This is a genomic window from Symbiopectobacterium purcellii (assembly GCF_052050035.1).
Classification (GTDB): Bacteria; Pseudomonadota; Gammaproteobacteria; order Enterobacterales; family Enterobacteriaceae; genus Symbiopectobacterium; species Symbiopectobacterium purcellii_A.
Genome location: NZ_CP189882.1, coordinates 572,140 through 596,305, shown reverse-complemented (window position 1 = coordinate 596,305; position 24,166 = coordinate 572,140). Strand labels below are relative to the sequence as shown.

General features: G+C 47.9%; 23 protein-coding genes, 1 tRNA gene and 6 pseudogenes. 14 read left to right on the top strand and 16 right to left on the bottom strand.

Annotated elements, in window-relative coordinates; translation table 11 throughout:
• Positions 1–43 precede the first annotated feature (43 nt).
• Complete coding sequence (gene pepD, locus ACQGXV_RS05155; RefSeq protein WP_440865521.1) at positions 44–1,504, bottom strand: beta-Ala-His dipeptidase; 1,461 nt, start codon at positions 1,502–1,504, stop codon at positions 44–46.
• A gap of 416 nt (positions 1,505–1,920) precedes the next feature.
• On the opposite strand from pepD, the gene gpt reads away from it, so the two are divergent.
• From gpt to ACQGXV_RS05125, 6 genes are all read left to right on the top strand, one after another.
• Positions 1,921–2,379, top strand: a complete 459-nt coding sequence (gpt, locus tag ACQGXV_RS05150) for a xanthine phosphoribosyltransferase (RefSeq protein WP_440865519.1) — start codon at positions 1,921–1,923, stop codon at positions 2,377–2,379.
• A 169-nt stretch (positions 2,380–2,548) separates the two neighbouring features.
• Positions 2,549–3,781 (top strand): esterase FrsA, encoded by a 1,233-nt coding sequence (gene frsA, locus ACQGXV_RS05145; protein WP_440865517.1) that lies wholly within the window; start codon positions 2,549–2,551, stop codon positions 3,779–3,781.
• 98 nt (positions 3,782–3,879) lie between these two features.
• On the top strand, positions 3,880–4,254 hold the full coding sequence (gene crl / locus ACQGXV_RS05140; RefSeq protein WP_440865515.1) for a sigma factor-binding protein Crl: 375 nt from the start codon (positions 3,880–3,882) through the stop codon (positions 4,252–4,254).
• Between the two features lie 141 nt (positions 4,255–4,395).
• Positions 4,396–5,499, top strand: coding sequence for a glutamate 5-kinase (proB, locus tag ACQGXV_RS05135; protein WP_440865514.1), 1,104 nt, complete (start codon positions 4,396–4,398; stop codon positions 5,497–5,499).
• A gap of 10 nt (positions 5,500–5,509) precedes the next feature.
• Positions 5,510–6,763, top strand: coding sequence for a glutamate-5-semialdehyde dehydrogenase (gene proA, locus ACQGXV_RS05130; protein ID WP_440865512.1), 1,254 nt, complete (start codon positions 5,510–5,512; stop codon positions 6,761–6,763).
• 188 nt (positions 6,764–6,951) lie between these two features.
• Positions 6,952–7,027 (top strand) — tRNA-Thr (locus ACQGXV_RS05125).
• 14 nt (positions 7,028–7,041) lie between these two features.
• Here ACQGXV_RS05125 and ACQGXV_RS05120 read toward each other — a convergent pair.
• The 4 genes and pseudogenes from ACQGXV_RS05120 to ACQGXV_RS05105 all read right to left on the bottom strand — a co-directional run.
• A pseudogene (locus ACQGXV_RS05120) lies at positions 7,042–7,233 on the bottom strand (tyrosine-type recombinase/integrase); the annotation flags it as partial.
• Between the two features lie 180 nt (positions 7,234–7,413).
• Positions 7,414–8,202, bottom strand: a complete 789-nt coding sequence (gene istB, locus ACQGXV_RS05115) for an IS21-like element helper ATPase IstB (protein WP_440865510.1) — start codon at positions 8,200–8,202, stop codon at positions 7,414–7,416.
• Entirely contained in the window at positions 8,199–9,227 is a 1,029-nt protein-coding gene (istA, locus tag ACQGXV_RS05110; RefSeq protein WP_440865508.1) for an IS21 family transposase, read from the bottom strand. The genes istB and istA overlap by 4 nt, the downstream gene beginning before the upstream one ends.
• Before the next feature lie 63 nt (positions 9,228–9,290).
• Positions 9,291–9,763, bottom strand: a pseudogene (locus ACQGXV_RS05105) (IS5 family transposase); the annotation flags it as partial.
• Between the two features lie 59 nt (positions 9,764–9,822).
• Here ACQGXV_RS05105 and ACQGXV_RS05100 point away from each other — a divergent pair.
• The 3 genes and pseudogenes from ACQGXV_RS05100 to ACQGXV_RS05090 all read left to right on the top strand — a co-directional run.
• Positions 9,823–10,002 (top strand): annotated as a pseudogene (locus ACQGXV_RS05100) (branched-chain amino acid ABC transporter permease); the annotation flags it as partial.
• Positions 9,999–10,169 (top strand): annotated as a pseudogene (locus ACQGXV_RS05095) (L-valine transporter subunit YgaH); the annotation flags it as partial. The pseudogenes ACQGXV_RS05100 and ACQGXV_RS05095, both read left to right, overlap by 4 nt.
• 85 nt (positions 10,170–10,254) lie before the next feature.
• Complete coding sequence (locus ACQGXV_RS05090; protein WP_440862939.1) at positions 10,255–11,154, top strand: transposase family protein; 900 nt, start codon at positions 10,255–10,257, stop codon at positions 11,152–11,154.
• A 285-nt stretch (positions 11,155–11,439) separates the two neighbouring features.
• On the opposite strand, the gene ACQGXV_RS05085 is transcribed toward ACQGXV_RS05090, so the two are convergent.
• The 4 genes from ACQGXV_RS05085 to ACQGXV_RS05070 all read right to left on the bottom strand — a co-directional run bounded on the left by ACQGXV_RS05085 (position 11,440) and on the right by ACQGXV_RS05070 (position 14,206).
• A protein-coding gene (locus ACQGXV_RS05085) for an IS3 family transposase (RefSeq protein WP_440865506.1) occupies positions 11,440–12,599 on the bottom strand; the annotation gives its coding sequence in 2 pieces (ribosomal slippage) (positions 11,440–12,344 and positions 12,344–12,599; 1,161 coding nt in all).
• A gap of 586 nt (positions 12,600–13,185) precedes the next feature.
• Positions 13,186–13,605: a transposase gene (locus ACQGXV_RS05080; RefSeq protein WP_440865504.1), complete on the bottom strand. Its 420-nt coding sequence runs from the start codon at positions 13,603–13,605 to the stop codon at positions 13,186–13,188.
• Between the two features lie 107 nt (positions 13,606–13,712).
• Positions 13,713–13,844, bottom strand: a complete 132-nt coding sequence (locus tag ACQGXV_RS05075; protein WP_440865502.1) for a hypothetical protein — start codon at positions 13,842–13,844, stop codon at positions 13,713–13,715.
• Positions 13,841–14,206 carry an IS630 transposase-related protein gene (locus tag ACQGXV_RS05070; protein ID WP_440863338.1) on the bottom strand — a complete coding sequence of 122 codons (366 nt, stop codon included), beginning with the start codon at positions 14,204–14,206 and terminating at the stop codon, positions 13,841–13,843. Before ACQGXV_RS05070 ends, ACQGXV_RS05075 begins: the two co-directional genes overlap by 4 nt.
• Before the next feature lie 367 nt (positions 14,207–14,573).
• Here ACQGXV_RS05070 and ACQGXV_RS05065 point away from each other — a divergent pair, with 367 nt between their 5' ends.
• The 3 genes from ACQGXV_RS05065 to ACQGXV_RS05055 all read left to right on the top strand — a co-directional run bounded on the left by ACQGXV_RS05065 (position 14,574) and on the right by ACQGXV_RS05055 (position 18,090).
• Positions 14,574–14,837, top strand: a complete 264-nt coding sequence (locus tag ACQGXV_RS05065; RefSeq protein ID WP_440865500.1) for a type II toxin-antitoxin system HicB family antitoxin — start codon at positions 14,574–14,576, stop codon at positions 14,835–14,837.
• A 750-nt stretch (positions 14,838–15,587) separates the two neighbouring features.
• Complete coding sequence (locus ACQGXV_RS05060) at positions 15,588–17,105, top strand: hypothetical protein (RefSeq protein ID WP_440865498.1); 1,518 nt, start codon at positions 15,588–15,590, stop codon at positions 17,103–17,105.
• Between the two features lie 61 nt (positions 17,106–17,166).
• Positions 17,167–18,090: an IS5 family transposase gene (locus ACQGXV_RS05055; RefSeq protein ID WP_440865497.1), complete on the top strand. Its 924-nt coding sequence runs from the start codon at positions 17,167–17,169 to the stop codon at positions 18,088–18,090.
• Between the two features lie 44 nt (positions 18,091–18,134).
• Here ACQGXV_RS05055 and ACQGXV_RS05050 read toward each other — a convergent pair whose 3' ends face one another.
• Positions 18,135–18,266, bottom strand: a complete 132-nt coding sequence (locus ACQGXV_RS05050; RefSeq protein WP_440867853.1) for a hypothetical protein — start codon at positions 18,264–18,266, stop codon at positions 18,135–18,137.
• Positions 18,267–18,351: 85 nt separating this feature from the next.
• Between ACQGXV_RS05050 and ACQGXV_RS05045 the strand changes: the two genes are divergently transcribed.
• On the top strand, positions 18,352–18,750 hold the full coding sequence (locus ACQGXV_RS05045) for a phosphate-starvation-inducible protein PsiE (protein WP_440867265.1): 399 nt from the start codon (positions 18,352–18,354) through the stop codon (positions 18,748–18,750).
• Positions 18,751–19,168: 418 nt separating this feature from the next.
• On the opposite strand, the gene ACQGXV_RS05040 is transcribed toward ACQGXV_RS05045, so the two are convergent.
• Positions 19,169–19,741 carry a metal-dependent hydrolase gene (locus ACQGXV_RS05040; RefSeq protein WP_440867264.1) on the bottom strand — a complete coding sequence of 191 codons (573 nt, stop codon included), beginning with the start codon at positions 19,739–19,741 and terminating at the stop codon, positions 19,169–19,171.
• A gap of 208 nt (positions 19,742–19,949) precedes the next feature.
• On the opposite strand from ACQGXV_RS05040, the gene ACQGXV_RS05035 reads away from it, so the two are divergent.
• Positions 19,950–20,867, top strand: coding sequence for an Rpn family recombination-promoting nuclease/putative transposase (locus ACQGXV_RS05035; protein WP_440865495.1), 918 nt, complete (start codon positions 19,950–19,952; stop codon positions 20,865–20,867).
• On the opposite strand, the gene ACQGXV_RS05030 is transcribed toward ACQGXV_RS05035, so the two are convergent.
• From ACQGXV_RS05030 to ACQGXV_RS05010, 5 genes and pseudogenes are all read right to left on the bottom strand, one after another.
• Complete coding sequence (locus ACQGXV_RS05030; RefSeq protein ID WP_440865493.1) at positions 20,864–21,499, bottom strand: tail fiber assembly protein; 636 nt, start codon at positions 21,497–21,499, stop codon at positions 20,864–20,866. The genes ACQGXV_RS05035 and ACQGXV_RS05030 overlap by 4 nt on opposite strands.
• Positions 21,499–21,582 (bottom strand): annotated as a pseudogene (locus ACQGXV_RS05025) (phage tail protein); the annotation flags it as partial. The pseudogene ACQGXV_RS05025 and the gene ACQGXV_RS05030, both read right to left, overlap by 1 nt.
• 67 nt (positions 21,583–21,649) lie before the next feature.
• Entirely contained in the window at positions 21,650–22,183 is a 534-nt protein-coding gene (locus tag ACQGXV_RS05020) for an IS630 family transposase (protein ID WP_440862665.1), read from the bottom strand.
• Complete coding sequence (locus ACQGXV_RS05015) at positions 22,107–22,472, bottom strand: IS630 transposase-related protein (RefSeq protein WP_440863104.1); 366 nt, start codon at positions 22,470–22,472, stop codon at positions 22,107–22,109. Before ACQGXV_RS05015 ends, ACQGXV_RS05020 begins: the two co-directional genes overlap by 77 nt.
• 130 nt (positions 22,473–22,602) lie before the next feature.
• Positions 22,603–23,764 (bottom strand): annotated as a pseudogene (locus ACQGXV_RS05010) (quaternary amine ABC transporter ATP-binding protein); the annotation flags it as partial.
• Between the last annotated feature and the right edge of the window lie 402 nt (positions 23,765–24,166).

Below are 24,166 nucleotides of genomic sequence, written 5' to 3'. Positions count from 1 at the left end.
TAAAAAACGCGCCGGTGGCAGTAAATGCCCCGACGCGCCTTGATTACGCTTTTTCTGGGATAGCTGCCAGCAGCGCTGTCAGCAGTTGCCAGTAACGGCCTACGCTTGCGATATGCACCTGTTCATCAGGTGAATGCGGTCCGGTGATGGTGGGCCCAATAGAAACCATGTCCATGTTCGGGTAGGGCTTTTTAAATAACCCACACTCAAGCCCGGCGTGGATAACCATGACGTTCGGCGTGGTGTCGAACAGTTTCTGGTAAGTTTCACGCACCAGTTGCATCACCGGTGAATGGGCATCCGGTTTCCAGCCCGGGTAGCCGCCTTTCGGTGCGGTGTGAGCGCCCGCTAACTGACCTAAAGCCGTCAACGTTCCGACCACAGCATCTTTGCCGCTGTCAATCAGCGAACGGATCAAGCAGACGATTTCTGCCTGTTCTGCATTCATGGTGACCACGCCCAGGTTGAGCGACGTTTCCACCACGCCTTTGACTTCATCACTCATTCGAATGACGCCGTTCGGGGTGGAATTCAGTAAGGCTAACAGGCGATCGCGGGATTCGGCGGTGAGCGGCAGGGCATCGCTGCTGGTTTCTTCCAAGGTCAGCGTCAGGTTTTTCTCCACGGCTGCCAGTTCGTGTTGCAGCGTCGCCAGATACTGTTCTGCCAGCGTTTTCAGCGTGGCGACGTTGCCCGCTGGAACGGCCAGCGTGGCGAAGGCCTCACGCGGAATGGCGTTACGCAGGGTGCCGCCGTTTAAATCCAATACACGAATATCTGTTTTCGCAGCATGCTGGAAAAGAAAACGTGCCAGCAGCTTATTGGCGTTACCCAGACCCAAATGAATATCGCAGCCGGAGTGGCCGCCTTTTAGCCCTTTCAACGTCAGTGTGAACGTGGAAAGACCGGCAGGCAGCGCTTCGCGCGTCAGCGGCAGACGGGTGATAAAATCGATCCCGCCGGCACAGCCCATATACACTTCACCTTCTTCTTCTGAATCGGTGTTGATCAGAATGTCGCCCTGTAACCAGTTGGGCTGCAAGCCGAAAGCGCCATCCATACCGGATTCTTCTGTCATGGTCAGCAGCACTTCCAGCGGACCATGTTTCACGCGATCGTCTGCCAGCACCGCCAGCGCAGAGGCCATACCAATACCGTTATCGGCGCCTAGCGTGGTACCGCGCGCTTTGATCCAATCGCCGTCCACATAAGGTTGGATAGGATCAGTGGTAAAATCGTGTACGGTGTCATTGTTTTTCTGCGGCACCATATCCAGGTGCGCCTGCAATACCACCGCTTTGCGGTTTTCCAGCCCCGGCGTTGCGGCTTTGCGCAGCAGGATGTTACCCACGGCATCGCGCTCGGCGTGAATATTACGCCCTTTGGCCCAGGCTAAAATGTGCTGCGCCAACGCCTCTTCATGGTAAGAAGGATGGGGAATGGAACAGATGGTGGCAAAAATATCCCACAAAGGCTGGGGAGCAAGTTGAGACAGTTCAGACACGATTAGCGTCTCCTCGTTAGCAGACCCGTCTGCGCATCAGGTGCGTAAGGACTGCAAGTTAAACGTTTCGGGGTGTGCCGCCGCAATCGGCATGTCAGTGACAGAATATCACTTTCCTTATCTTTTGATGCATCTTCAATTTGTATTACCGATGCTCATGGTGTTTTATGCTTTTAAAAATGAAAAAATCAGCGTATTGCATCGATACTTTGCGCTAAGTAACCAGTATGGTCGTTATTTTCCGCTTTGTGCTAGGGTGTCTTTACGCGGCAATTTGAGGGCGAAAGCAAGAGGTATGCAGCGATTACGTGTATAAATACTGGTTTTTATGCTGGCGGCTATCTATAATCACGCGCAACCTTTTTCCCCCTCAGACTCGAATTAAGCCAATTTAACGTTGGTCAGGATAGATTTTTATGAGCGAAAAGTACGTCGTCACCTGGGATATGTTGCAAATTCATGCCCGTAAACTGGCGCAGCGTTTGCTGCCTGCCGAACAATGGAAAGGCATTATTGCCGTTAGCAGTGGCGGGTTGGTTCCCGGTGCGCTGCTGGCGCGTGAATTAGGCATCCGTCATGTGGATACCGTGTGTATCTCCAGCTATGACCACGACAACCAGCGTGAGCTGACTGTCCTGAAACGTGCCGAGGGAGACGGTGAAGGCTTTATCGTGATCGACGATCTGGTGGATACCGGGGGAACGGCGAAAGCGATTCGCGATATGTATCCGAAAGCGCATTTCATCACCATCTTCGCCAAGCCAGCCGGACGTCCGCTGGTTGATGACTATGTGGTTGATATTCCGAAGGACACTTGGATTGAACAACCGTGGGACATGGGCGTGGTGTTTATACCGCCCTTGGTTGGACGGTAATTGCGTTCCGGCATAGCGTGCAGACGCTTACTAATGTTATGTTAATTGCCCGGCTTCGTGCCGGGCAATTTTTTTAAAGGCTCCAAGAAGCCTGTGCAGCTCTTTTATTCCGATACGTATCTACCGTGCGTATTCGTGTTCTCAATCATGCCGTATCTAGGAGACTGCCGTGGTTAAAGCCAATCTCTCTGAGACACTGTTTAAACCCTCGTTCAAACATCAAGAGACATCTCGCCACCATGAAGACGTTGAGTGCCATTCCGCGCTGGAGGGGCACTATTCCAAGCACTGGTACCGTACGCTGAATCGCCTGATGTGGATCTGGCGCGGTGTCGATCCACGTGAAATTGAAGAAGTGCTGGCACGGATTACGGTCAGCACGGCGCAACGCAGCAATGAACGTTTTCTGGATACCGTGGTGGGCTATCGCAGCGGCAACTGGATTTATGAGTGGGCCAAGCAGGGTGCCGCCTGGCAAACCAAAGCGATGGAAAGCGAAGAGACCCAGCACGATGGCCACTATTGGCTGAATGCGGCCAACCTCTACAGCATTGCGGCTTATCCCTATATCAAAGGGGACGAACTGGCAGAGCAGGCACAAACGCTGGCTAACCGCGCCTATGAAGAAGCGGCTAACTACCTGCCGTATCAACTGAAAGCGCTGGATTTTCCCATCGAGGGTGGCGGCAACCTGCGCGGCTTTTTGCATTTGCCTGAGCAGGGCGCTGCACCGTTCCCGACGGTGCTGATGTGTGGCACGCTGGATATGTTGCAAAGCGACTATTATCGCCTGTTTCGTGACTATCTGGCACCGGCAGGCATGGCCATGCTGACCATTGATGTGCCGTCGGTAGGCTTTTCATCGCGCTGGAAGTTAAGCGAAGACAGCAGTTTCCTGCACCGACAGGTGCTGCGCGCACTGCCTGATATTCCTTGGGTTGATCACTGCCGCGTTGGTGCCTTTGGTTTTCGTTTCGGTGCCAATATCGCAGTGCGACTGGCCTATCTGGATCCGGGCCGTTTGCGCGGTGTCGCTACGCTTGGCCCCATTGTGCACCATTTGCTGTGTGATACGCAGCGCCAGCATCAGGTGCCGGATATGTATATGGACGTGCTGGCCAGCCGACTTGGCATGGCGAATGCCACCGATGCGGCGCTGAAAACGGAGCTGGGCCGCTACTCGCTCAAAACGCAGGGGCTGCTGGGCCACCGTTGCCCGACGCCGATGCTGGCAGGCTATTGGGATAATGACCTGCTGTGCCCGAAAGAAGAAGCGAGCCTGATCGTCAATTCGTCCACCAACGGTAAATTGTTGCCCATCAAGGCGGCGCCGATATACCGTAATTTTCATCAGGCATTGGGTCATATTAGCGATTGGTTAAAGGGCGCGCTGAACGCCTAAGCATCGGACTCACAAAGCAAGAATAACCTGAAGCGTAGCGGTTTAATTTATTGTTGCCATCTGTTAAAAAGAGAAGCTTCAACCTGAGGAGTAAACCGATGACATTACCGAGTGGACACCCGAAAGCCCGGCTCATGAAAAGTTTTGCCTCATTGGGGCCCTATCTACGCGAGAATCAGTGCGACAACGAACGTTTTTTCTTTGATTGCCTGGCGGTATGCGTTAGTGTGAAACCTGTGCCGGAAAAACGGGAATTCTGGGGATGGTGGCTTCAGTTGGAAGCCCAGGAACAGACGCTCGTTTATTCCTACCATACTGGCTTGTACGATAAAACGGGCCGTTGGCAAGAAGAGAAAATTAAGGATACTGAAGTGCTGACCAAAGTGCAGGAGACGCAACAGCAGTTTCATACGCGTCTGGCAAAGTTATTACACTCTTTAGAACCCGCCTTGACGCTCACCGAGCGACCGTGAAGCCTCTCTTTTGAGTCTGCGCAGCGTTACCGTTTGCGGGAGCGTGGCATATTCGCGTAATCTCTGTTGCCATTATGAACGTGCTCTGTGGCAACGTTTTCACTATTTCGTGTTTTGACCAACATTAACGGCAGATTAATCATGAGTGGCAGCCAGACTTTGGTTGTGAAATTGGGTACCAGCGTGTTGACCGGCGGATCGCGCCGCTTGAACCGTGCCCATATTGTTGAATTGGTTCGCCAGTGTGCGCAGCAGCACGCAGCCGGACACCGTATTGTGATTGTGACGTCTGGGGCAATTGCCGCTGGGCGCGAACATTTGGGCTATCCGGAATTGCCTGCCACCATCGCCACCAAACAGCTGTTGGCAGCGGTCGGACAGAGCCGGTTGATTCAGTTGTGGGAACAACTGTTTTCTATTTATGGCATCCATATTGGTCAAATGTTGCTGACGCGCGCTGATCTGGAAGACAGAGAGCGTTTCCTCAACGCCCGAGACACGCTGCGTGCCTTGCTGGATAACCGTATTGTTCCGGTCATTAATGAGAACGATGCGGTAGCCACCGCAGAAATCAAGGTTGGCGATAACGACAACCTGTCGGCGCTCGCGGCGATATTGGCGGATGCGGACAAGCTGCTGTTGCTGACCGATCAGGCTGGCCTGTTTACCGCCGATCCGCGTTCCAACCCGGAGGCCGAATTGATCCGGGAAGTGGAAGGCATTACCGACGAATTGCGCCTGATTGCCGGTGGCAGCGTTTCTGGCCTGGGCACGGGCGGTATGTCGACCAAATTGCAGGCGGCCGACGTGGCCTGCCGTGCTGGGATTTATGTGATCATTGCCGCAGGCAACCGCGCCGATGTGATTGGCGATGTGATTGGCAATGTGTCGGTCGGCACCCGTTTTCACGCCGTGGAAGCACCGTTGGAAAGCCGCAAACACTGGATCTTCGGTGCACCACCGGCGGGTGAAATTACCATTGATGACGGTGCGCTTTCCGCGATCGTTGAGCGTGGTAGTTCACTGTTGCCAAAAGGCATTCGCGAGGTGAAGGGCAACTTTTCTCGCGGTGAGGTCATCCGTGTTTGTACGCTTTCCGGACGTGATTTGGCGCATGCGGTAACCCGTTATAACAGTGATGCGCTACGCATGATCGCTGGGCATCACTCACAGCAGATTGCCGATATTCTGGGGTATGAATATGGCCAGGTGGCCGTTCATCGCGACGACATGATTATCAATTAAGGAGCACGCCATGCTGGAAAAAATGGGCAAAGCGGCTAAACAAGCCTCCTATCACCTGTCGGTGCTGAGTACGGTGCAGAAGAACCAGGCGCTGAACGTGATTGCTGACCTGCTGGAGGCAGAAAGCGCAGAGATTCTGGCCGCTAACGCACTGGATCTGGTCGATGCACGGCAAAATGGCATGAGCGCCGCGTTACAAGACCGATTGCTGCTCACACCGCAGCGGCTGAGCGCTATTGCTGACGATGTGCGCCAGGTCTGCAGCCTGAATGATCCGGTGGGTGAAGTGATAGATGGCCGCCTGCTGGATAATGGATTGAAGCTGGAACGCCGTCGCGTGCCATTGGGCGTAGTGGGCGTTATCTATGAAGCGCGCCCGAATGTGACGGTGGACGTCGCCAGCCTGTGCCTGAAAACCGGTAACGCGGTGATTCTGCGCGGCGGCAAAGAGACTTATCGCACCAATGCAGCCACCGTGAGCGTGATTCAACGCGCATTGGCACAAAGCGGGCTGCCTGCTGCTGCGGTTCAGGCGATTGAAAGCCCAGACAGAGAGCTGGTTAATCAACTGCTTAAACTGGATCGTTACGTGGATATGCTGATCCCGCGCGGCGGTGCCGGACTGCATAAACTGTGCCGTGAGCAATCGACTATTCCGGTGATCACGGGCGGAATTGGCGTGTGCCATATTTTTGCCGATGAGAGCATTGATTTTGCCAAAGCGCTGACCGTGATTGAAAGCGCCAAGGTACAACGCCCGAGCGCATGCAACAGCCTGGAAACGCTGCTGATTCACCGCGCCATTGCCGCGCAGTTCCTGCCTGCACTGAGCGAGAAAATGGCACAAGCAGGGGTGACGCTGCACGCCAGCCCGGAAGCCTTGAGCACGCTGCAAAGCGGGCCTGCCAACGTGGTTGCGGTGGAAGCCAAGGGCTACGATGACGAATGGCTTTCTAACGACCTCAACGTGGCGCTGGTGGACGATATGGATGCGGCCATTGCCCATATCCGTGAACACGGCACGCAGCACTCCGATGCTATTTTGACGCGCTCCATCAGCAATGCGGAACGCTTTGTGCGCGAGGTGGATTCCTCGGCGGTGTACGTCAATGCCAGCACCCGCTTTACCGATGGCGGCCAGTTTGGCTTGGGTGCCGAAGTGGCGGTAAGCACGCAGAAATTGCATGCGCGTGGCCCGATGGGGCTGGAAGCCTTGACCACCTATAAATGGATTGGTTACGGCGAAGACTTAATTCGCGCCTGACACTCGCCTTAAGCCTGAAAGTTATAGGATTCTCCGTTATTAGCAGTGAAAATAATGAGAGAATCCTGTTATTCCTCCGGTCGTTTACAAAACCAGCAAACGGACGGCAAAACTATTGACTTGCTGCGGTGATTTCACTACTTTGTCACCCCGTAGTCCACCGTCAGTGCTCACTGACGTGTCTCAGGGCCGATATAGCTCAGTTGGTAGAGCAGCGCATTCGTAATGCGAAGGTCGTAGGTTCAAATCCTATTATCGGCACCACTAACCACGCGGGTTCACGCGATATTAACCAGTTTAGCAAAAGCGCTTTGTGCCATATTTGTGCCATTACCCGCCAGGAATGAGTCGATTTGCATGGCATGCTGCGTCAGGTGATTCGGTGCCAGATGCGCATAACGCTGCACCATCTCGATACTTTCCCATCCGCCCATTTCCTGTAGCGCACTGAGTGGCACGCCGGACTGTATAGCCAAGCGACATTATTTTGATAACAGCCAGCTATGCTTCTTTGCCGCATATCAGGGCATAGGATGTAATCATTTTTAAGTCGGTTGGCTATAACGCGAACAGGCTTTCGTGAGCCTGTGTCAATACCGATTGAATTCTGACCCACCCTGCCAAAGTAAAACTGACCCACCCCCTTTGAATTACTCGAGCGTAGCTGCTTTAGTTTTCTTCTGGATCTGACCGCTTTTCAGCTTATCTTTCAGTCGATAGCTTTGACCGCTGATTTGCGCGATATGCGCATGGTGAAGCAGCCGATCCAGCATCGCCGCCGTCAGCGTTTCATCATCTCCGAATATCCCCGACCACTGGGTAAACGGCAGGTTGCTGGTCAGGACCACGCTGCCTGACTCATACCGTTTAGCGATAACCTGGAAGAACAGATTGGCTTCCATTTTACCGAAGGGAAGGTAGCCAACCTCATCTATGATCAACAACTTAGGCTTACCCACAACGCGATTAAGATAGCTTTTTAACTCCCCCTGACGATGTGATGCGAGCAGCTGTAGCATCAGATCTGCGGCTGTGACGAACCGAATACTCATTCCGGCCATCGCGGCTCTGTAGCCGAGTGCTGTCGCCAGGTGCGTTTTACCTACCCCGGACGGACCCAGCAAGACCAGGTTCTCCTGACGCTCGATAAACGCCAGCCCGGCCAACTCCTGGATCTGACTGCGAGGTACGCCACTCGCAAAGGCGAAATCAAACTGCTCCAGCGTCTTGATCACCGGTAGGCCTGATAAACGCAAAATAGTCTGCCGGCGCCGTTCGTTCAGCCCATCATGCTGAAGCTGTAAAGCAGCTTCAAGGAAGTCGGCATGAGTGCCGTTGCTGTCGATCGTCGTCTGAGCAACGGCGGGCCACTCAGCCGGTAATCTATCGAGCTTAAGCTGCTCGCAGAGCGCTGCGATACGATCATGCTGGAGGTTCATGCTTCTACCTCCAGTAGCGCCTGATACGTAGCCAACGGGTGCTGGAGACTCTCTGTGGGTATGGGGCGCGAGCAACTCGCCGGTACCGGTAGAGGCAATGCCAGTGTTATCTTCGGCAATGGCAACAACGCAGCCCGCTCACGCGGCATGCGTTGTTCAGGCGGAATACCGGTGGTGCCATGTTTACGGGTGTTGGCAACGGTGATCAACCACTCACCAATGCGTGCATTAGCCGCGGGGACGTCCAGTATCAGCCCAGCCTGGCGAAACGTGGCGGCAAGCGGCACAACAAAGCTGCTCTTGAGGTAATGGTTGAAGCGTTCGACCTTGCCCTTAGTCTTGGCGCGGTAGGGACGGCAAACTTTAGGCGTAAAGGCATACTTCTCAGCCAGTTGCATCAACTGTGGGTTCCAGCGATGCTTGCCGGGCCCGTAGACATCACGCTCAATAATGATGGCCTTGGCGTTGTCGAACAGCAACTGATGCGGAGTTCCGCCAAAGAACTTAAGTGCAGACTCAATGCCGTCACACCAGGCTGCGGACTCCTGGTTGCTGTAGAACTTGACGAAAGTCGCCCGGCTCCAGCCCAGCGTAGCGACGAAGGCCAGCAACGGGTTATGGCCCTGCCTGACGATGGTGAAATCAACCTGCATCTGTACGCCGGGTTCGGTCTCAAAGCGCGTGACCGCCTCAGTAAAGGGCTGCTTCATGGGGTGTAGAAATGCGGTAAGCATGCTATAGCCGCCATCATATCCCCATTGGCCTATCTCGCGCAGCAGCACACTGGCCGGTATCCACTGTGGTCTGGCAGCAGCAACGCGCTCGAGAACATACGGCTTGAACGGGTCAAGCTTGCATGTTCTAGGCATACGCGGCTTGTAACGCATGTCAGCCACCGGTAGTGGACTACGGATATATCGTCGAACGGTCTCGCGGGAGCATGAAAGCTGCCGCGCGATGGCGCGGATGGACATGCCTTGACGGTGTAAAACGTGAATCTCCACTCTGGTCTCCAATGTCATCATTGGCAGTGCCTTAAAACTGCCATTTTTACCCTAGGTGGGTCAGATTTACATCGGTAGCGACACCTGCCCAGCACTCAGTACGATATTTAGCGGGATGCCGCTTCCGTCAGTCGCCATGTGGATTTTGGTGCCATAACCACCTCGTGAGCGACCCAGGCTGTTATCGTTGGTAATATCGGGATGTTTTTTTGAGCGCCAGCCGCACATTTGAGCGCACGGATATTGCTGCCACCCAGCGCAGTGGCTGACCAGTCAACAAGTCCATGAGCATCAAGAGATGAAAGTAACCTATTAAAAATAATGTTAATAACTCCAGACTTTGACCATCTATTGAAACGGTTATAAACGGTTTTCCATGGGCCGTAACGTTCAGGTAAATCACGCCATGGGGCACCTGAACACAGTATCCAGAACATGCCGTTGACGATTTTGCGATGTTCTGCCCATGGCCGGCCTGCCTGCGGAGATGTCAAAACGGTTGGTAACAAGGGCTCAATGATTGCCCATGCTTCATCAGAAAGATCGTAGCGAGCCATAATCCAAAGTGTCTTAGAAACAGATGGATACTATAGCTCAAGCAATTAAGGGACACAGCCTAGCCTCTTTTAAAAAGCGGCAAAGTGGAGTCGTGGTGTGCGCGCTGGGTGGTGCCCTGCTTGGCTTACTGCTGTTCTCCATTCCGGCCGCGATTTTAGTCGGCATCGGCAGCGGCTGCGCCGCCGCACTGTTTCTTGCACCGCCCGTCATGGCTCAACAGGGGGAGAAATCCTCATGAGTACCCAAATTTTACTGATTGGTGTGCTGGTTGGCATGGTGAACTTTTTATTCCGCTACCTGCCACTCCGTCTCGGCGCCAGCCGAGCCTCCGGATCACTCAAGCGCGGCAAAGTAGGCGCGGTACTCGACAGCATTGGCATCGCGTCTATCTGCGCCCCGCTGATCAAACTAGTTGCTGAATAGAGACTTGCATTTTTTGTCAGGCTATTGAGAATAAAAAGAGGTTTAACTTAGAGAATAAAGGTTTGAAATGATCAACAAAGAGCGGTTGTTACGAGATAATCGTTTATGTAAAGCAATCATTGGATTATCAGTCGAAGAATTGAAAAATTTAGCCGCTGAATTTTCAGCTTGTTATTTGATTTATCGGAAAAAGAATCGAAAAGATCACGAGCGGCAGATGGGTGCAGGGCAGAAAGGATTTATCCCAACCCCATTAGATAAACTGCTTTTTATTTTATTGTATTTAAAATGTTATCCGACCTATGATTTGCAAGGACTTCTTTTTGGTTTAGATAGAACACGGGTATGTCGCTGGGTAAAAATATTATTGCCGGTTTTAGAGATGACCTTGGGGCGAGAATGTGTTTTGCCCGCTCGTCAAATTCGCTCTGCTGAGGAATTTTTTCGCGCCTTTCCTGGAGTTAAAGACGTCTTTATTGATGGGACAGAGCGACCTGTCCAAAAGCCTAAGAATCTGCGTCGGCGAAAAAAAATGTATTCGGGAAAGAAAAGACAGACCACTCGAAAAGGGCTTATTATGACTGACGAAACAAGGCAAATTGGATTTATCCCCATGAGCAAAAATGGGCGCCGTCACGATAAACGCTTACTCGATAAAGTCGATATAATTCGCCATATTCCTCCTGAGGTAACCATCTGGGCAGATACCGGTTTTCAAGGTATAGATAAACAGCATCCTAATACACAAATCCCAAAAAAAGGAACTCGAAAAAGACCTTTATCGCCTGAACAAAAACAAGAAAATAAAATAATCTCGGGCATCCGTATTACAGTTGAACACGCCATCGCGGGTATCAAGCGCCTCGGTTGCATGACCCAAATTTTACGGAATCGTAGACCCTTTATTGATGATACCTTCTTACTCCTTAGCGCCGGTCTTTGGAATTTCCATCTCAGAACAGCGTAAAATTTACTTCAATCACCGAAACACCGGCTTTGTTGAATAATTTAAGATACTGATTTATATAAGCATTATAAAATTTCAACGACTAATTTTTCCTCTCGGAATGCTTTTTATTGTGCTAACTATTTGATTTGTCGTTCTAACAAAATACATTCTCTGTAAATGCATTCTAACTAAAGAAGATGTAAATCAAACGGTTAAATTATTCAACAAAGCCCCGGTGGTGCCATGTTTACGGGTGTTGGCAACGGTGATCAATGATCTGGCCCAGACTTGGTGGACACGCCCTTAAGAGAGGACTTGTCGTTCAAATACCATCGGGCTGACATAGCCCAGCGTGCTATGCCGCCGTTTCTGATTGTAATCCACCTCAATGTAGTTAAACACCTCAGATTTCATGGTTTCCCGGTCAGGAAAGTGTTCGCCGTGGATCAGCTCCACCTTCAAACTGTGAAAAAAACTTTCAGCACACGCGTTATCATAACAGTTGCCTTTTCCACTCATGCCACATGTTAATTTACTGATTTTAATTAACTTCTGATAATCATCAGAACAGTACTGACTGCCACGATCCGAGTGGACGATGACGCCCTCTGGGGAACCCCGTCGGCTCAGGGCCATCTGCAGGGCATCGCAGACCAGGCCCGACTTCATCCTTACCGACATTGACCATCCCACAACGGCTCGTGAAAATAAATCAATTATTACAGCCAGATAAACCCAACCCGCTTCCGTCCATAAGTAAGTGATGTCACCGACCCATTTCTGGTTCGGGGCTGATGCTGTGAAATCCTGCTGTAGCAGATTCGGCGCCACCGGACGATTATGCTTCGAATCTGTTGTCACCCTGAATTTTTTTGCCGCTTTCGCCTTCAGCCCCTGCCGGCGCAGGCTGGCAGCGATGGTTTTGCGATTGTAATGATAACCGGCATCCTGCAGGTCCAGGCGCAGCCTGCGGGCACCGTTGCGTCCTTTCTGTTCCGTAAAGGCGCTGGCTACCCGGGTATCGCAAAGCTCCCGTCGCTGCTGTGAAACCGTTTTCTGCCCACATCGTCGGCTCCAGGCATAAAATCCGCTGCGGCTGACGACCAGAACACGCGCCATAGACTTAACCCGAAACTCAGCCTGATATTGTTGCATAAAGACGTACCTCACTTCAGGCGTCTGGCGAAGTACGTCGCGGCCTTTTGGAGGATGGCTAACTCATCAGCCTGATCAGCCAGTTGACGTTTAAGCCTTACAATTTCAACAGATTGCTGCTGTTCACGTTCGGAGCAGGATAGCGCCATTTGCTGTTTTTTACGCCAGGCATAAAGCTGCGATTCGTGAAGATTCAACTCACTGGCTGCTTTGGCTACGCCAATCCGCTGAGCAAGTAGCAGAGCATTCTCCCGAAACTCGTCCGGATAGCGATTGTTGCTCATTTTACGACCGTTCGATTGAGTCATTTTCCACCTCTGTCAGCAATTTTACTCACTTAACAGCGTGTCCACGATCTCTGGGCCGGATCAACTCCTTAGCGCCGGTCTTTGGAATTTCCATCTCAGAACAGCGTAAAATTTACTTCAATCACCGAAACACCCTTATTTCACTATTAAGCAACACGCTTATTGAAAAATGTTGTTCGGTGAAAGGGATGAGATGAAGTTTGTTGCTGGGTAAATTGCTATTGAGAACGGAGGCTGACATTTTCATAAAAAATCTATCAACCAAAGTATTAACACGATACGAAGAAATATATTACCGAAAGGAGATTCAATACAACGTTTTATTTTATCGTTTGACCTAATTGCGCTACCAACGTTTTGGCTCTTTTGATACTCACTAAGACATCGCGGCCAAACCAATAAGAGATCAGCGGCAGCCGCTCACGCATTTCTGAAATGGTTTGTTTCTGTTGGAGCGTGAATCTGACACGGACTCATGTTGAGATGACCCCGGGTATGAACGGCAACACAGGTAAGATAAGTGCTGCTACAACAACTGTGACCATCTTATTAGGATTGCAATTATAGCCAAGCGACTTAATTTTGATTACACCATATGGACTGAGAACAAACTCTCTGTATCGCAACCCATCTCTCTTTTTTTGCTTTTTGCTTGTGCCCATTTATGCTCAATTGGGTTAAGATCTGGCGAATATGTAGGCAAATACTCCACCATATACCCTGCATCGATGATGACTTGTTGAATATTATGTTTTTTGTGAAAAGTGGCATTGTCCATCATGATTACACTGTTTTTAGGGAGTACTGGGATAAGGACTTGTGTGACCCAGGCATAGAAAACATCGCTGTTAATATTGATATCAAATAATCCGATAGCAAACAGCGTTGTGCCTAATAAAGCGCCGATAACATTTGTTCTTCCCCTAGCTCCCCAGTTCTTCAGGCCAAAACAGGCTTTGTTGAATAATTTAAGATACTGATTTATATAAGCATTATAAAATTTCAACGACTAATTTTTCCTCTCGGAATGCTTTTTATTGTGCTAACTATTTGATTTGTCGTTCTAACAAAATACATTCTCTGTAAATGCATTCTAACTAAAGAAGATGTAAATCAAACGGTTAAATTATTCAACAAAGCCGCCAAAACACCGTTGACCTTTTGGGGAATAGCCGTGAGTCCGTGGGGCATCGTGTGAAAAACCACTTTCATCAATAAAAACAATAGGTTTACCTTCTTTTTCATACTGTTGTTTTTTTTGTTGAAATCCCTGCCGGGCGTTTTCGTCGGCTTTCGGATGACGTAGAGTTTTTTTTATAGGTCAATCCCAGCTTTTTAAGCGCTTGCCAAATGGCCTTCTGACAAACGCCAAAACGCTCTGCACGTTCTTTTTGGTAAGCATCTGGATATTGTTCAACATCTTTTATCAACTCGGATTTATCGCTCTTTCGCTGACGCGTGGTCGATGCTTTTGACTCTATTTGATTAATCCAACGCGATACAGAGGCAGGGCCAATCCGAAATTGCTTCGCTGTTTCTCGGATACTCAACCCTTCGTTTTTCCGTGTAGATATCACTTTACGTCTAAAATCAATTGAATAGCTCATTTAAATAATGTAATCAAAATTAAGTCGTTTAGCTATAAAGTCGATAAAATCAATGTGATACAGAATGGTGCCGATAATAGGAGTCGAACCTACGACCTTCGCATTACGAATTAGTAGAGTTACATTTAACTAGTTGTTTTACATGCATATTTCCGCATTCACACTGAACAACTTAACGGCACATAATGTAAGGAAGAGGATGGCGATTTACCGTGTATGACACAAATCTGGCACACTCGATATGCGTAAAATTCATCGGCACTCCGATGAGTCATTGGCGTTGGTTGGGTAGGATAGCCATCCTTGGCATTCACACGTCACAACCTAGCAAAGTACGACACGCCAGCGTCACTCCTTTTCTTTACTTTTGGAAGATGGCGAAGCGGTGCCGGAAGCGACCAGCGTGGAAAACTGGTTGGCCGACCCCGATTATGCGGGGGTAGTGTGGGCACTGGTTGATGTGGACGTAACCCGATTGATGGGTAAAGCGGAAAAAATTAACGTCACGCTGCCTTCGTTGTTGATCCGCCGTATCGATCAGTTTGTCGCAGCCCACCCTGAGTACGGTAGCCGTTCAGGCTTCCTGTCCCGCGTGGCAGCTGATAAAGTGATCGGGCGAGAAAAACGGTAAGCCTTGAGAGGGGAAAGGGATAAGCACGGTTCTTCTTTAACAATGAAGATATTGTGCTTAAAATCCAGCTTTTGATAGGCTTTGTTGAATAATAGTGAGTCATGCTGTTTTGACATGCCTGTTTTGGTAGAAAATGCTTGTCACCTCAGGTTTACAGTGGCTTTGTTGAATAATTTAAGATACTGATTTATATAAGCATTATAAAATTTCAACGACTAATTTTTCCTCTCGGAATGCTTTTTATTGTGCTAACTATTTGATTTGTCGTTCTAACAAAATACATTCTCTGTAAATGCATTCTAACTAAAGAAGATGTAAATCAAACGGTTAAATTATTCAACAAAGCCGTTTACAGTTTTCTCATGAGGCCTAACTCATATTGTTATACACATCTTTTGACTATTTTTTGAGCAGCATGCTCAGGACCCCGTGCATTAGGGCATTCCAGCCATTCCATTGGCTTTTTGAGGTTCAAAATGTCACGCGGAGAACGGCCTGTAACTCATTGATTAAAAAATAAGTAGGAAAGATGTGTATAACGATATGAGCAGAAGGCACGAGTAGTAAGCCCCTCGAGCGCTATTTCCGTGCATTTTGAAGTACGTTGAGTATATGTATACTCAACGTACTTCAAAATGCATCAGCACATTCAGCAAAAGGCAGGTGCAGTAAGCCTATCTGGTGGCCTTTCCGAGCATCTTGAGGTTTATTGAGTATATATCGTAAAAGTATCAATCATAGTGAATAAATATGTTTATAAATGAAAAAACGTCGACAACCTTACTAAATTATTTACCCACTACTGTAACAGGAGCAGATAACGCAATAAAAGAAATCTTACCACCCAAAAACATATCTAAACACTCAATTAATTGTTCTAATTCTGCCGTCAGAATGCAAACCAATGAAAAACTTTACAAACATATTGATAACTCGGATAAAAAAATTTTTAGTGGTTTTATAAAAGGAATAAATAAAAGTGTCTCCGTAGTAAAAATTGCGGAAGATAAAAACGAAAGAGATATCTGGATGAGATACAACCCCGTAACAGAAAAGGTATTCGGTAGACGGTATTATCGGACTGACAATGGTTCAGATCTACTTGAGCTAGTCCCTCTTCGTTTGAGTGAACGCTTGAACAAGATTCGTACCGAAGGTCTGGGTGGTAAAGGTTCAAAAGAAATAAGTAGAAATATGGCGGCAGAGAATCCAGAACCTACAAGGCGTTCGGAGAGTAGTCAAAGCATAGAGAGATCATACCCCCCCACAATTCGCAGTGAAAATCTGGTAAGAGTTGTGGATATGAGTTCATTAGAAAAATATAACCCAGTTAGATTTGGCATATTAAAAACAGTTTTTAATAATGCACTAAAAATGTGTACTGAAGCTAATAACATAGTTAAAAGTTTAAATGATAGTAGCTTAATAGAAGAGCTTAAAAACACATTCGGGGAACTAAACTTTTCCGTTGAAACAATTAATGCATTTCGAGTAAACATTGAAAAATTACAAGGAGAGTTCAATCATTATAATGATTACTTTCACGATTTTTTTCGCGTCATCTCAATTAAAAACTTAGGAGAAGCATTTAGTACAAAAGTAAATCCACCTCTGGCGTCTAATAATCTTGACAATGGAGTTATACTAATAAGTGATACTTTTTTTTATATGGGCGGTGGCATAACCGAACTTTGCATAATTCATGAAATGACTCATAATAAAACGATAATGGCGGGAGATTATTTTTATAATCTTTCAGGTGATGATCTTTTGGTGCCAAACAAGTCAATTAATGATCTAATCCCACTTCATCTATTAAAAACTAAAATTCCTGATAAATTGAGACACATAAATTATCTGCTATTGCAACATTTTGAAAATGAAGAATTGGCTTTAAAAACAATTAAGCCAGGTCCTCATTTAGTATCACTGGTTTTTGGTAAAGAAGATGCATTAAACCATCAGCCTGAAGAGGCTCTTTTGAAAATATTAAAAGATAAAGATTTGTTGACAAAAAACCTTCCATTTAATGCAGATAGCTTGACACAATTAGTGTTACATTTACTCATAAAAAACAGCTCGGTAATAGATAATGAAGTCATAATTAAAAATGTTGATATAGTGGAGACAATTAATTTGCTAGACGACGAGAATTGGCTAGCGCCGCTCCGTTATATCAAAGAAAATGGGGAACTCGCTAGCTCTTCTGAAGAGAGTTTATACTCATCTGAAGAGAGTTTATACTCAATAAACGGCTTTGTTGAATAAATCGAACTTTCAGGGGATCGCCGGATCAGAGCACTATCATCGCTCCCGATATCAGCTCCCCATGGCAAAGCAAAAGTTTAAAATCACCAACTGGCCCACATACAACAAAAAACTCAGACAGCGCGGCTCCCTGACGGTCTGGCTTGATGAGTCGGCCATTGCTGCATGGACTGACAGTTCTTCGCCTGAAGGTCGTGGTCGGCCGCTTTACTACACCGATATGGCTGTTACCACGGTTTTGATGATAAAGCACGTGTTTAACCTGTCGCTCCGGGCATTACAGGGCTTTGTCGACTCGGTTTTTACACTGATGAGCCTGCCACTGCGCTGCCCGGACTACTCTCTGGTCAGTCGGCGGGCAAAAACCGTCAGTATCAGCATAAAAACGCCGACCCGGGGCGAAATATCGCACCTGGTCATAGACAGTAGCGGTCTGAAGGTCTTCGGAGAAGGCGAATGGAAAGTCCGGCAGCATGGTGCCGACAGACGCAGGGTGTGGCGTAAGCTGCACCTGGCAGTAGACAGTGTGACGCATGAGATTATCTGTGCGGATTTGTCGCTCAGTGGTACGACTGATGCCCAAGCGCTACCTGCGCTGATAAACCAGACCCACCGGAAAATCAGAGAGGCATCAGCTGACGGCGCTTACGATACAGTTTACTGCCATGATGCTCTGCTGAGGAAGAAAATAAGGCCGCTTATCCCTCCACGAAGGGGGGCGCAATATTGGCCAGATCGCTACCACGAGCGTAACCACGCTGTTGCAAATCAGCGCATTAGCGGTAGTAACGATATCTGGAAAAAGAAAGTGGGCTATCACCGGCGCTCAGTGGCTGAAACGGCCATGTTCCGTTTCAAAAGGCTTCTGGGTGGTCATCTAAGTCTGCGAGACTACGATGCTCAAGTGGGTGAAGCCATGGCCATGGTCAAAGCGCTTAACCGGATCACGCTATTAGGAATGCCGAACAGTATTCGCATCACGTAACAATCGACCCGTATGGGGCGCAGTCGTTACAAGTTCTGATTTATTCAACAAAGCCGGTGTTTTTCTGCATAGCGAACCAGTATCGAGTTTTTCCCTGTTCCGGCAAATGCATTCACAACAAGTTGCTGGCCCTGCCAGTCAATGACGGCTTGTTGCTTTTGGGTCGGGATTGACATAGTATATCTTTTTATAATTGGTACTAGAAAACTAGCGCATAAACCACAATGGGTAAAATACCATAAACCTCAGTGAGGTGAGTAAATAAAAACAGAATATAAAAAATACATATCCAGGACTTTACAATTCGCCTTAAATATTTTACTAATGATGATGGGTATCATCTTACTCGCCTGCATCGCAAAAGAAATCTACGCGATGATTAATTTTTTGTTGTTAAAATCTCATAAGACGTTATCTTTTGGCGTTATTGCAACCTTAATCGATTACTTTTTATACTTCGAGTTTGTGGCGCTCATCATTAAATATTTTGAATCAGATAACTTCTTTCCCTTGCAGTATTTCATTTGCATTGGCATCACGGCCATGCTTCGTTTGGTTATTGTAAACCATGAGGATGCACTGAGTACGCTATGGTATTCTTCCGCCATACTGGTTCAGGTTATTGCGCTATACATAACGAAAAAAGGAAATATAAAATAACCCACAAGAAAATCACTCAGTGCATACAACCATGAAGTCATGTCAACAATAAAACAAAAAGGGCCGGTCATTTATCACTACTTGCCGCCCTTAATAATATTCAGGTTATTCGATTCAGAATCAGTTAGACCGGTAATCTGCTTGATAAGCGTTTGGCTGGTTCCAGAATCGGTGGTGTAAATAACCTTACGGGTCTCCGGTGGAAAGTCAAAAAATGACGATAAGCCGTTCCCAATTGGGCACCTCGAAAAATCTAGACGCCTTCATTTTTTTAAAACGCTCGTTTATTGCTCGATTTGGGGGGGTGAGCACATCAAGTACAAAAAAACAACCTCTTTTGGTTCCGCTCTAATTTATCGCCGAGATATCCCTAGCATGAGGTTTTTCGAGGAGCCCTTATGTAAAAGTCGATTTCAAATCAATTTTTACGTACCCAATACCATATATTATGTATAAAATCAATAACCAATAATTTATTCATTATTAATATATCGAAGGGATACAGGGAAGCACACGCCAGTACGAATGCACAAAATACCCGCTCCCACAGAGGATATTTACTGGGGCTCAATATTGGAATACAAAAACGCCAACGACATGGCCATAGCAACGGTACTCCTGCTGGTGTTAACATATCGGCTACCACATGGCTAATATATCCGACGACCATTCCATGGACGAAGTCTATCGGTATTGGAATGATAATTCGTGACAAAAAGCCTGAAAAAAGAAATGTGCAGCACCCTGCAATAGCCAAAAAACTGTGGGTAATACCTCTATGACCGAACACCTTGGCAATAGGTATAGAAAGCCATTTTAATCGCTGACCTAACAAAGATTTAGGGTGATCAATGTCTGGCAGCAGGCAGGTCAATATTCCACCAATAATAATATACCCCCAGCTCCCTTGAGCTAAGGCTGGTGATAACTCCAATTTCTTCGCAAAAATAGCGCTTGCTAAAGCAAAGATGAAATGCCCGCCAGCAGTCATAGTAACCACACATAGTTATATTTGAATATAATTATTTATTTGTATGCATTATGCAGATAAAACAATTAAATAATCAATAGGTTACTCAATAAGAAAGTTCCGACCACGCTAGATAGCTGTTGGTGACATCCGTGAAAAGCGATCCGGCTTATTTGAGCTTCAGTAGTTTCAATGGTAGGTCATCCTCTTAACGCAGTATACTACACCCATGACAAAATCCTTTCTCTCAAAACATGATTCGCTGTTCAAAAAGTTCCTCGGCGATATCGCTGTAGCACGGGACTTTCTGGAAATCCATTTGCCGCCTTATCTGCGGGATCGCTGCGATTTCAGCACACTTGCGATGGAGTCAGGTAGCTTTATCGAAGACGACCTGCGCACCCAGTGTTCGGATATGCTCTATTCCGTGCAGACGAATGCGGGGAAAGGCTACATTTACACGCTTATCGAGCACCAGAGCAGGCCAGAAAAGCTCATGGCATTCAGGTTGCTACGGTACAGTGTGGCAGCCATGCAGCGGCACCTTGAGCAAGGTAACGAGACCTTACCCGTGGTCATCCCGCTCCTGTTCTACCACGGCACCACGTCGCCCTACCCCTACAGCACCCAATGGCTCGATTGCTTTGCTGACCCTGAACTGGCAGAATCAGTCTATACGCAGGCATTCCCGCTCGTTGATATCACCGCTATGCCGGATGATGAAATACTGTCCCATCGGCGGGTAGCCCTGCTGGAATTGGTGCAGAAGCACATCCGTACACGGGACATGCTGGAACTGGCAGGAGATATCGCCCGCCTGCTCAATCTATGGTCTATACCTAAAGAGCAGTTCCGTAGCCTGATGTACTATATTGTGGGTCGAGGCGAAACCTCAGACACCAGACAGTTTTTGCATACAATCGCCACACAGACACAGGATTATCAGGAGGATGTCATGACTATTGCAGAACAGCTACGGCATGAAGGCGAGCAAAGGGGCATCCTGAAAGGACGCCAAGAAGGCGAGCATAGCGCCTCGCTCAAAATTGCAAGGCAACTTCTCGCCAATGGCGTTGAACGCACCCTCGTCAAAATATCGACCGGCTTGTCTGACGACGAACTGGCGAGCCTCAACGACCGACGCTAATTCCCCGTTTTTTCACCTTCTGGCGCTTCCGGCCAGATGATATCCGGCGCTTTGCTGATATCCACACGACTCAACAGCACCGCGTATTTTTGCCATTCAGCCAGCGTCGCTTTTTCTTCATCCGTCGCCATATCGAGATTAACTGCATACGTCAGTTCATTGATGCGTGACGCAGCGGTTGCTTTACGTGAGGAAAGCTCTTGCTGCGCAATATCGTGCGCGGCGGCCGCTTTCGCCTCTTTGTCGAGAACCCACTTCTTACCGTTCCACACATCAAATTCGGTTTGTGGTTTCAGTAACGTGAGGTTATCCGGCAGTTCGCCGAATTGGGAAACAATCATTTCCTGTCGTGTTTCCGTGCTGTAAACCGTTTGTCCACGATAATCTGGTGAGAACTCCCATGACTTGCCATCTGCCGAACGATGTAGCGTTTGCCCTGCTGGCGGTAGTTCTGGCTCATCGGGGTAACAATAGGCAGGAAGGCCAACGCCAAGCATGAGGTATTCCATGCTGGCGCTTTGGTATTCACCCGTGGACTGGTTGACGTGATAGACGGTGATCCACCCCGCCTTTTTGGTGAGTCCGTTTTCGCCTAATTCGGCATTTTCAATATCAGTTGAATAGGTGCTCATTATGCTGCTCTCACGATGTAGTTAAAGGCAATGTTGCGTGGGCGGGTTTCGTTCGCGGTTCGCGTTTGGCGTGATGAATCAAAAACAGCACGGGCACCCGTATTCGTGCGACTTGATGTCGCGTCGTATAGCCAAGCGACTTAATTTTGATTACACCATATGGACTGAGAACAAACTCTCTGTATCGCAACCCATCTCTCTTTTTTTGCTTTTTGCTTGTGCCCATTTATGCTCAATTGGGTTAAGATCTGGCGAATATGTAGGCAAATACTCCACCATATACCCTGCATCGATGATGACTTGTTGAATATTATGTTTTTTGTGAAAAGTGGCATTGTCCATCATGATTACACTGTTTTTAGGGAGTACTGGGATAAGGACTTGTGTGACCCAGGCATAGAAAACATCGCTGTTAATATTGATATCAAATAATCCGATAGCAAACAGCGTTGTGCCTAATAAAGCGCCGATAACATTTGTTCTTCCCCTAGCTCCCCAGTTCTTCAGGCCAAAACACCGTTGACCTTTTGGGGAATAGCCGTGAGTCCGTGGGGCATCGTGTGAAAAACCACTTTCATCAATAAAAACAATAGGTTTACCTTCTTTTTCATACTGTTGTTTTTTTTGTTGAAATCCCTGCCGGGCGTTTTCGTCGGCTTTCGGATGACGTAGCGTTTTTTTTATAGGTCAATCCCAGCTTTTTAAGCGCTTGCCAAATGGCCTTCTGACAAACGCCAAAACGCTCTGCACGTTCTTTTTGGTAAGCATCTGGATATTGTTCAACATCTTTTATCAACTCGGATTTATCGATCTTTCGCTGACGCGTGGTCGATGCTTTTGACTCTATTTGATTAATCCAACGCGATACAGAGGCAGGGCCAATCCGAAATTGCTTCGCTGTTTCTCGGATACTCAACCCTTCGTTTTTCCGTGTAGATATCACTTTACGTCTAAAATCAATTGAATAGCTCATTTAAATAATGTAATCAAAATTAAGTCGTTTAGCTATATAGCCAACCGACTTAAAAATGATTACATCCTATGCCCTGATATGCGGCAAAGAAGCATAGCTGGCTGTTATCAAAATAATGTCGCTTGGCTATAAGTGACATATCTGCGGGCACGGGGGCAGGGTCGGGAAGCAAAGCCTGTTCCAGTGGTTGTTGCGCGTGCAGTGCTTTTTTCAGCGAATCGATAGAAACGACGCCGATAAATTTTTTCCCTTTTTCCAGCACGTAGCCATATTCACGGTCATCATCCTGTAGGATCGTGAGCGCCGAGCGCGGCCCAACGCCGGGCGTTTTGCGGATCAACGTGACGGGACGGCGACGCGCAATATCTTTGGCGCTGAACACGTGGCTGATATCCACGCCGCGGAAGAAGGTACGCACATAGTCATTAGCCGGGTTGTTGAGAATTTCATCCGGCGTGCCTACCTGGATCACTTCACCACCGTGCATAATGGCGATGCGATCGCCGATGCGCATGGCTTCGTCCAGATCGTGGGAAATAAATACGATGGTGCGCTGGTGGCGCGATTGCAGTTTCACCAACTCATCTTGCATTTCAGTGCGGATCAGCGGATCGAGCGCTGAAAACGCTTCGTCCATCAGCAGTATAGCCAAGCGACATTATTTTGATAACAGCCAGCTATGCTTCTTTGCCGCATATCAGGGCATAGGATGTAATCATTTTTAAGTCGGTTGGCTATATATCGGGATCGTTTGCCAGTGCACGCGCCAGACCGACGCGTTTACGCATCCCGCCGGAAAGCTCATCCGGGTACTTGTTGGCATAGGCTTCAAGACCCACCTGTTGCAGAGCTTCAAGCGATTTCTGTTCGCGCTGTGCTTTATCGACGCCCGCCAACTCCATGCCAAACGCCGTGTTAGCCAACACGCTCAGGTGCGGCATCAAGGCGAATTACTGTAACACCATGCTGATTTTTTTGCGGCGCAGGGCACGCAGTTCCGTGTCTGATACCTCGGCGATGTTTTCGCCGTCGATCAGCACCTCACCTCGCGTCGGTTCAATCAGACGATTGAGAAGGCGTACCAGTGTGGATTTACCCGAGCCGGATAATCCCATGATGACGAATATCTCGCCTTCTTCAATGGCCAGATTGGCGTCTTTCACGCCGACAGTGAGCCCGGTTTTTTCAAAGATCTGATCTTTGTTTAGCCCTTTGTCTATCAGTTTGAATGCCCTGTCAGGGTGCTCGCCAAATATTTTATAGAGATGCTTTACTTCGAGTTTTATTGCCATGAAATGATAAAATTCCTCTGTGATTTATCGTTCTATATTTTGTCCTGATGAAGGTGAAAACACGCCATACCCTACCATGCTCAGATTCTGAGGCAACCCTTGAAGCCGAGAATGGTGCTATGAGGATATTCATTTTCATGTCGTATGATAGGCCATTATCCTTTATTTTTTACTGTCTGATTTTTATATTATTTGTTGGTGTTTTGCATTAATTTTTCTTTTTATATCAATTAATTGTGTGTTTTAAATGGTTTTTATGTTTTGTTATGTTGTTGGTAATATAGCCAAGCGACATTATTTTGATAACAGCCAGCTATGCTTCTTTGCCGCATATCAGGGCATAGGATGTAATCATTTTTAAGTCGGTTGGCTATAATGGGGTTGAATGAGGTTGTGATTTTT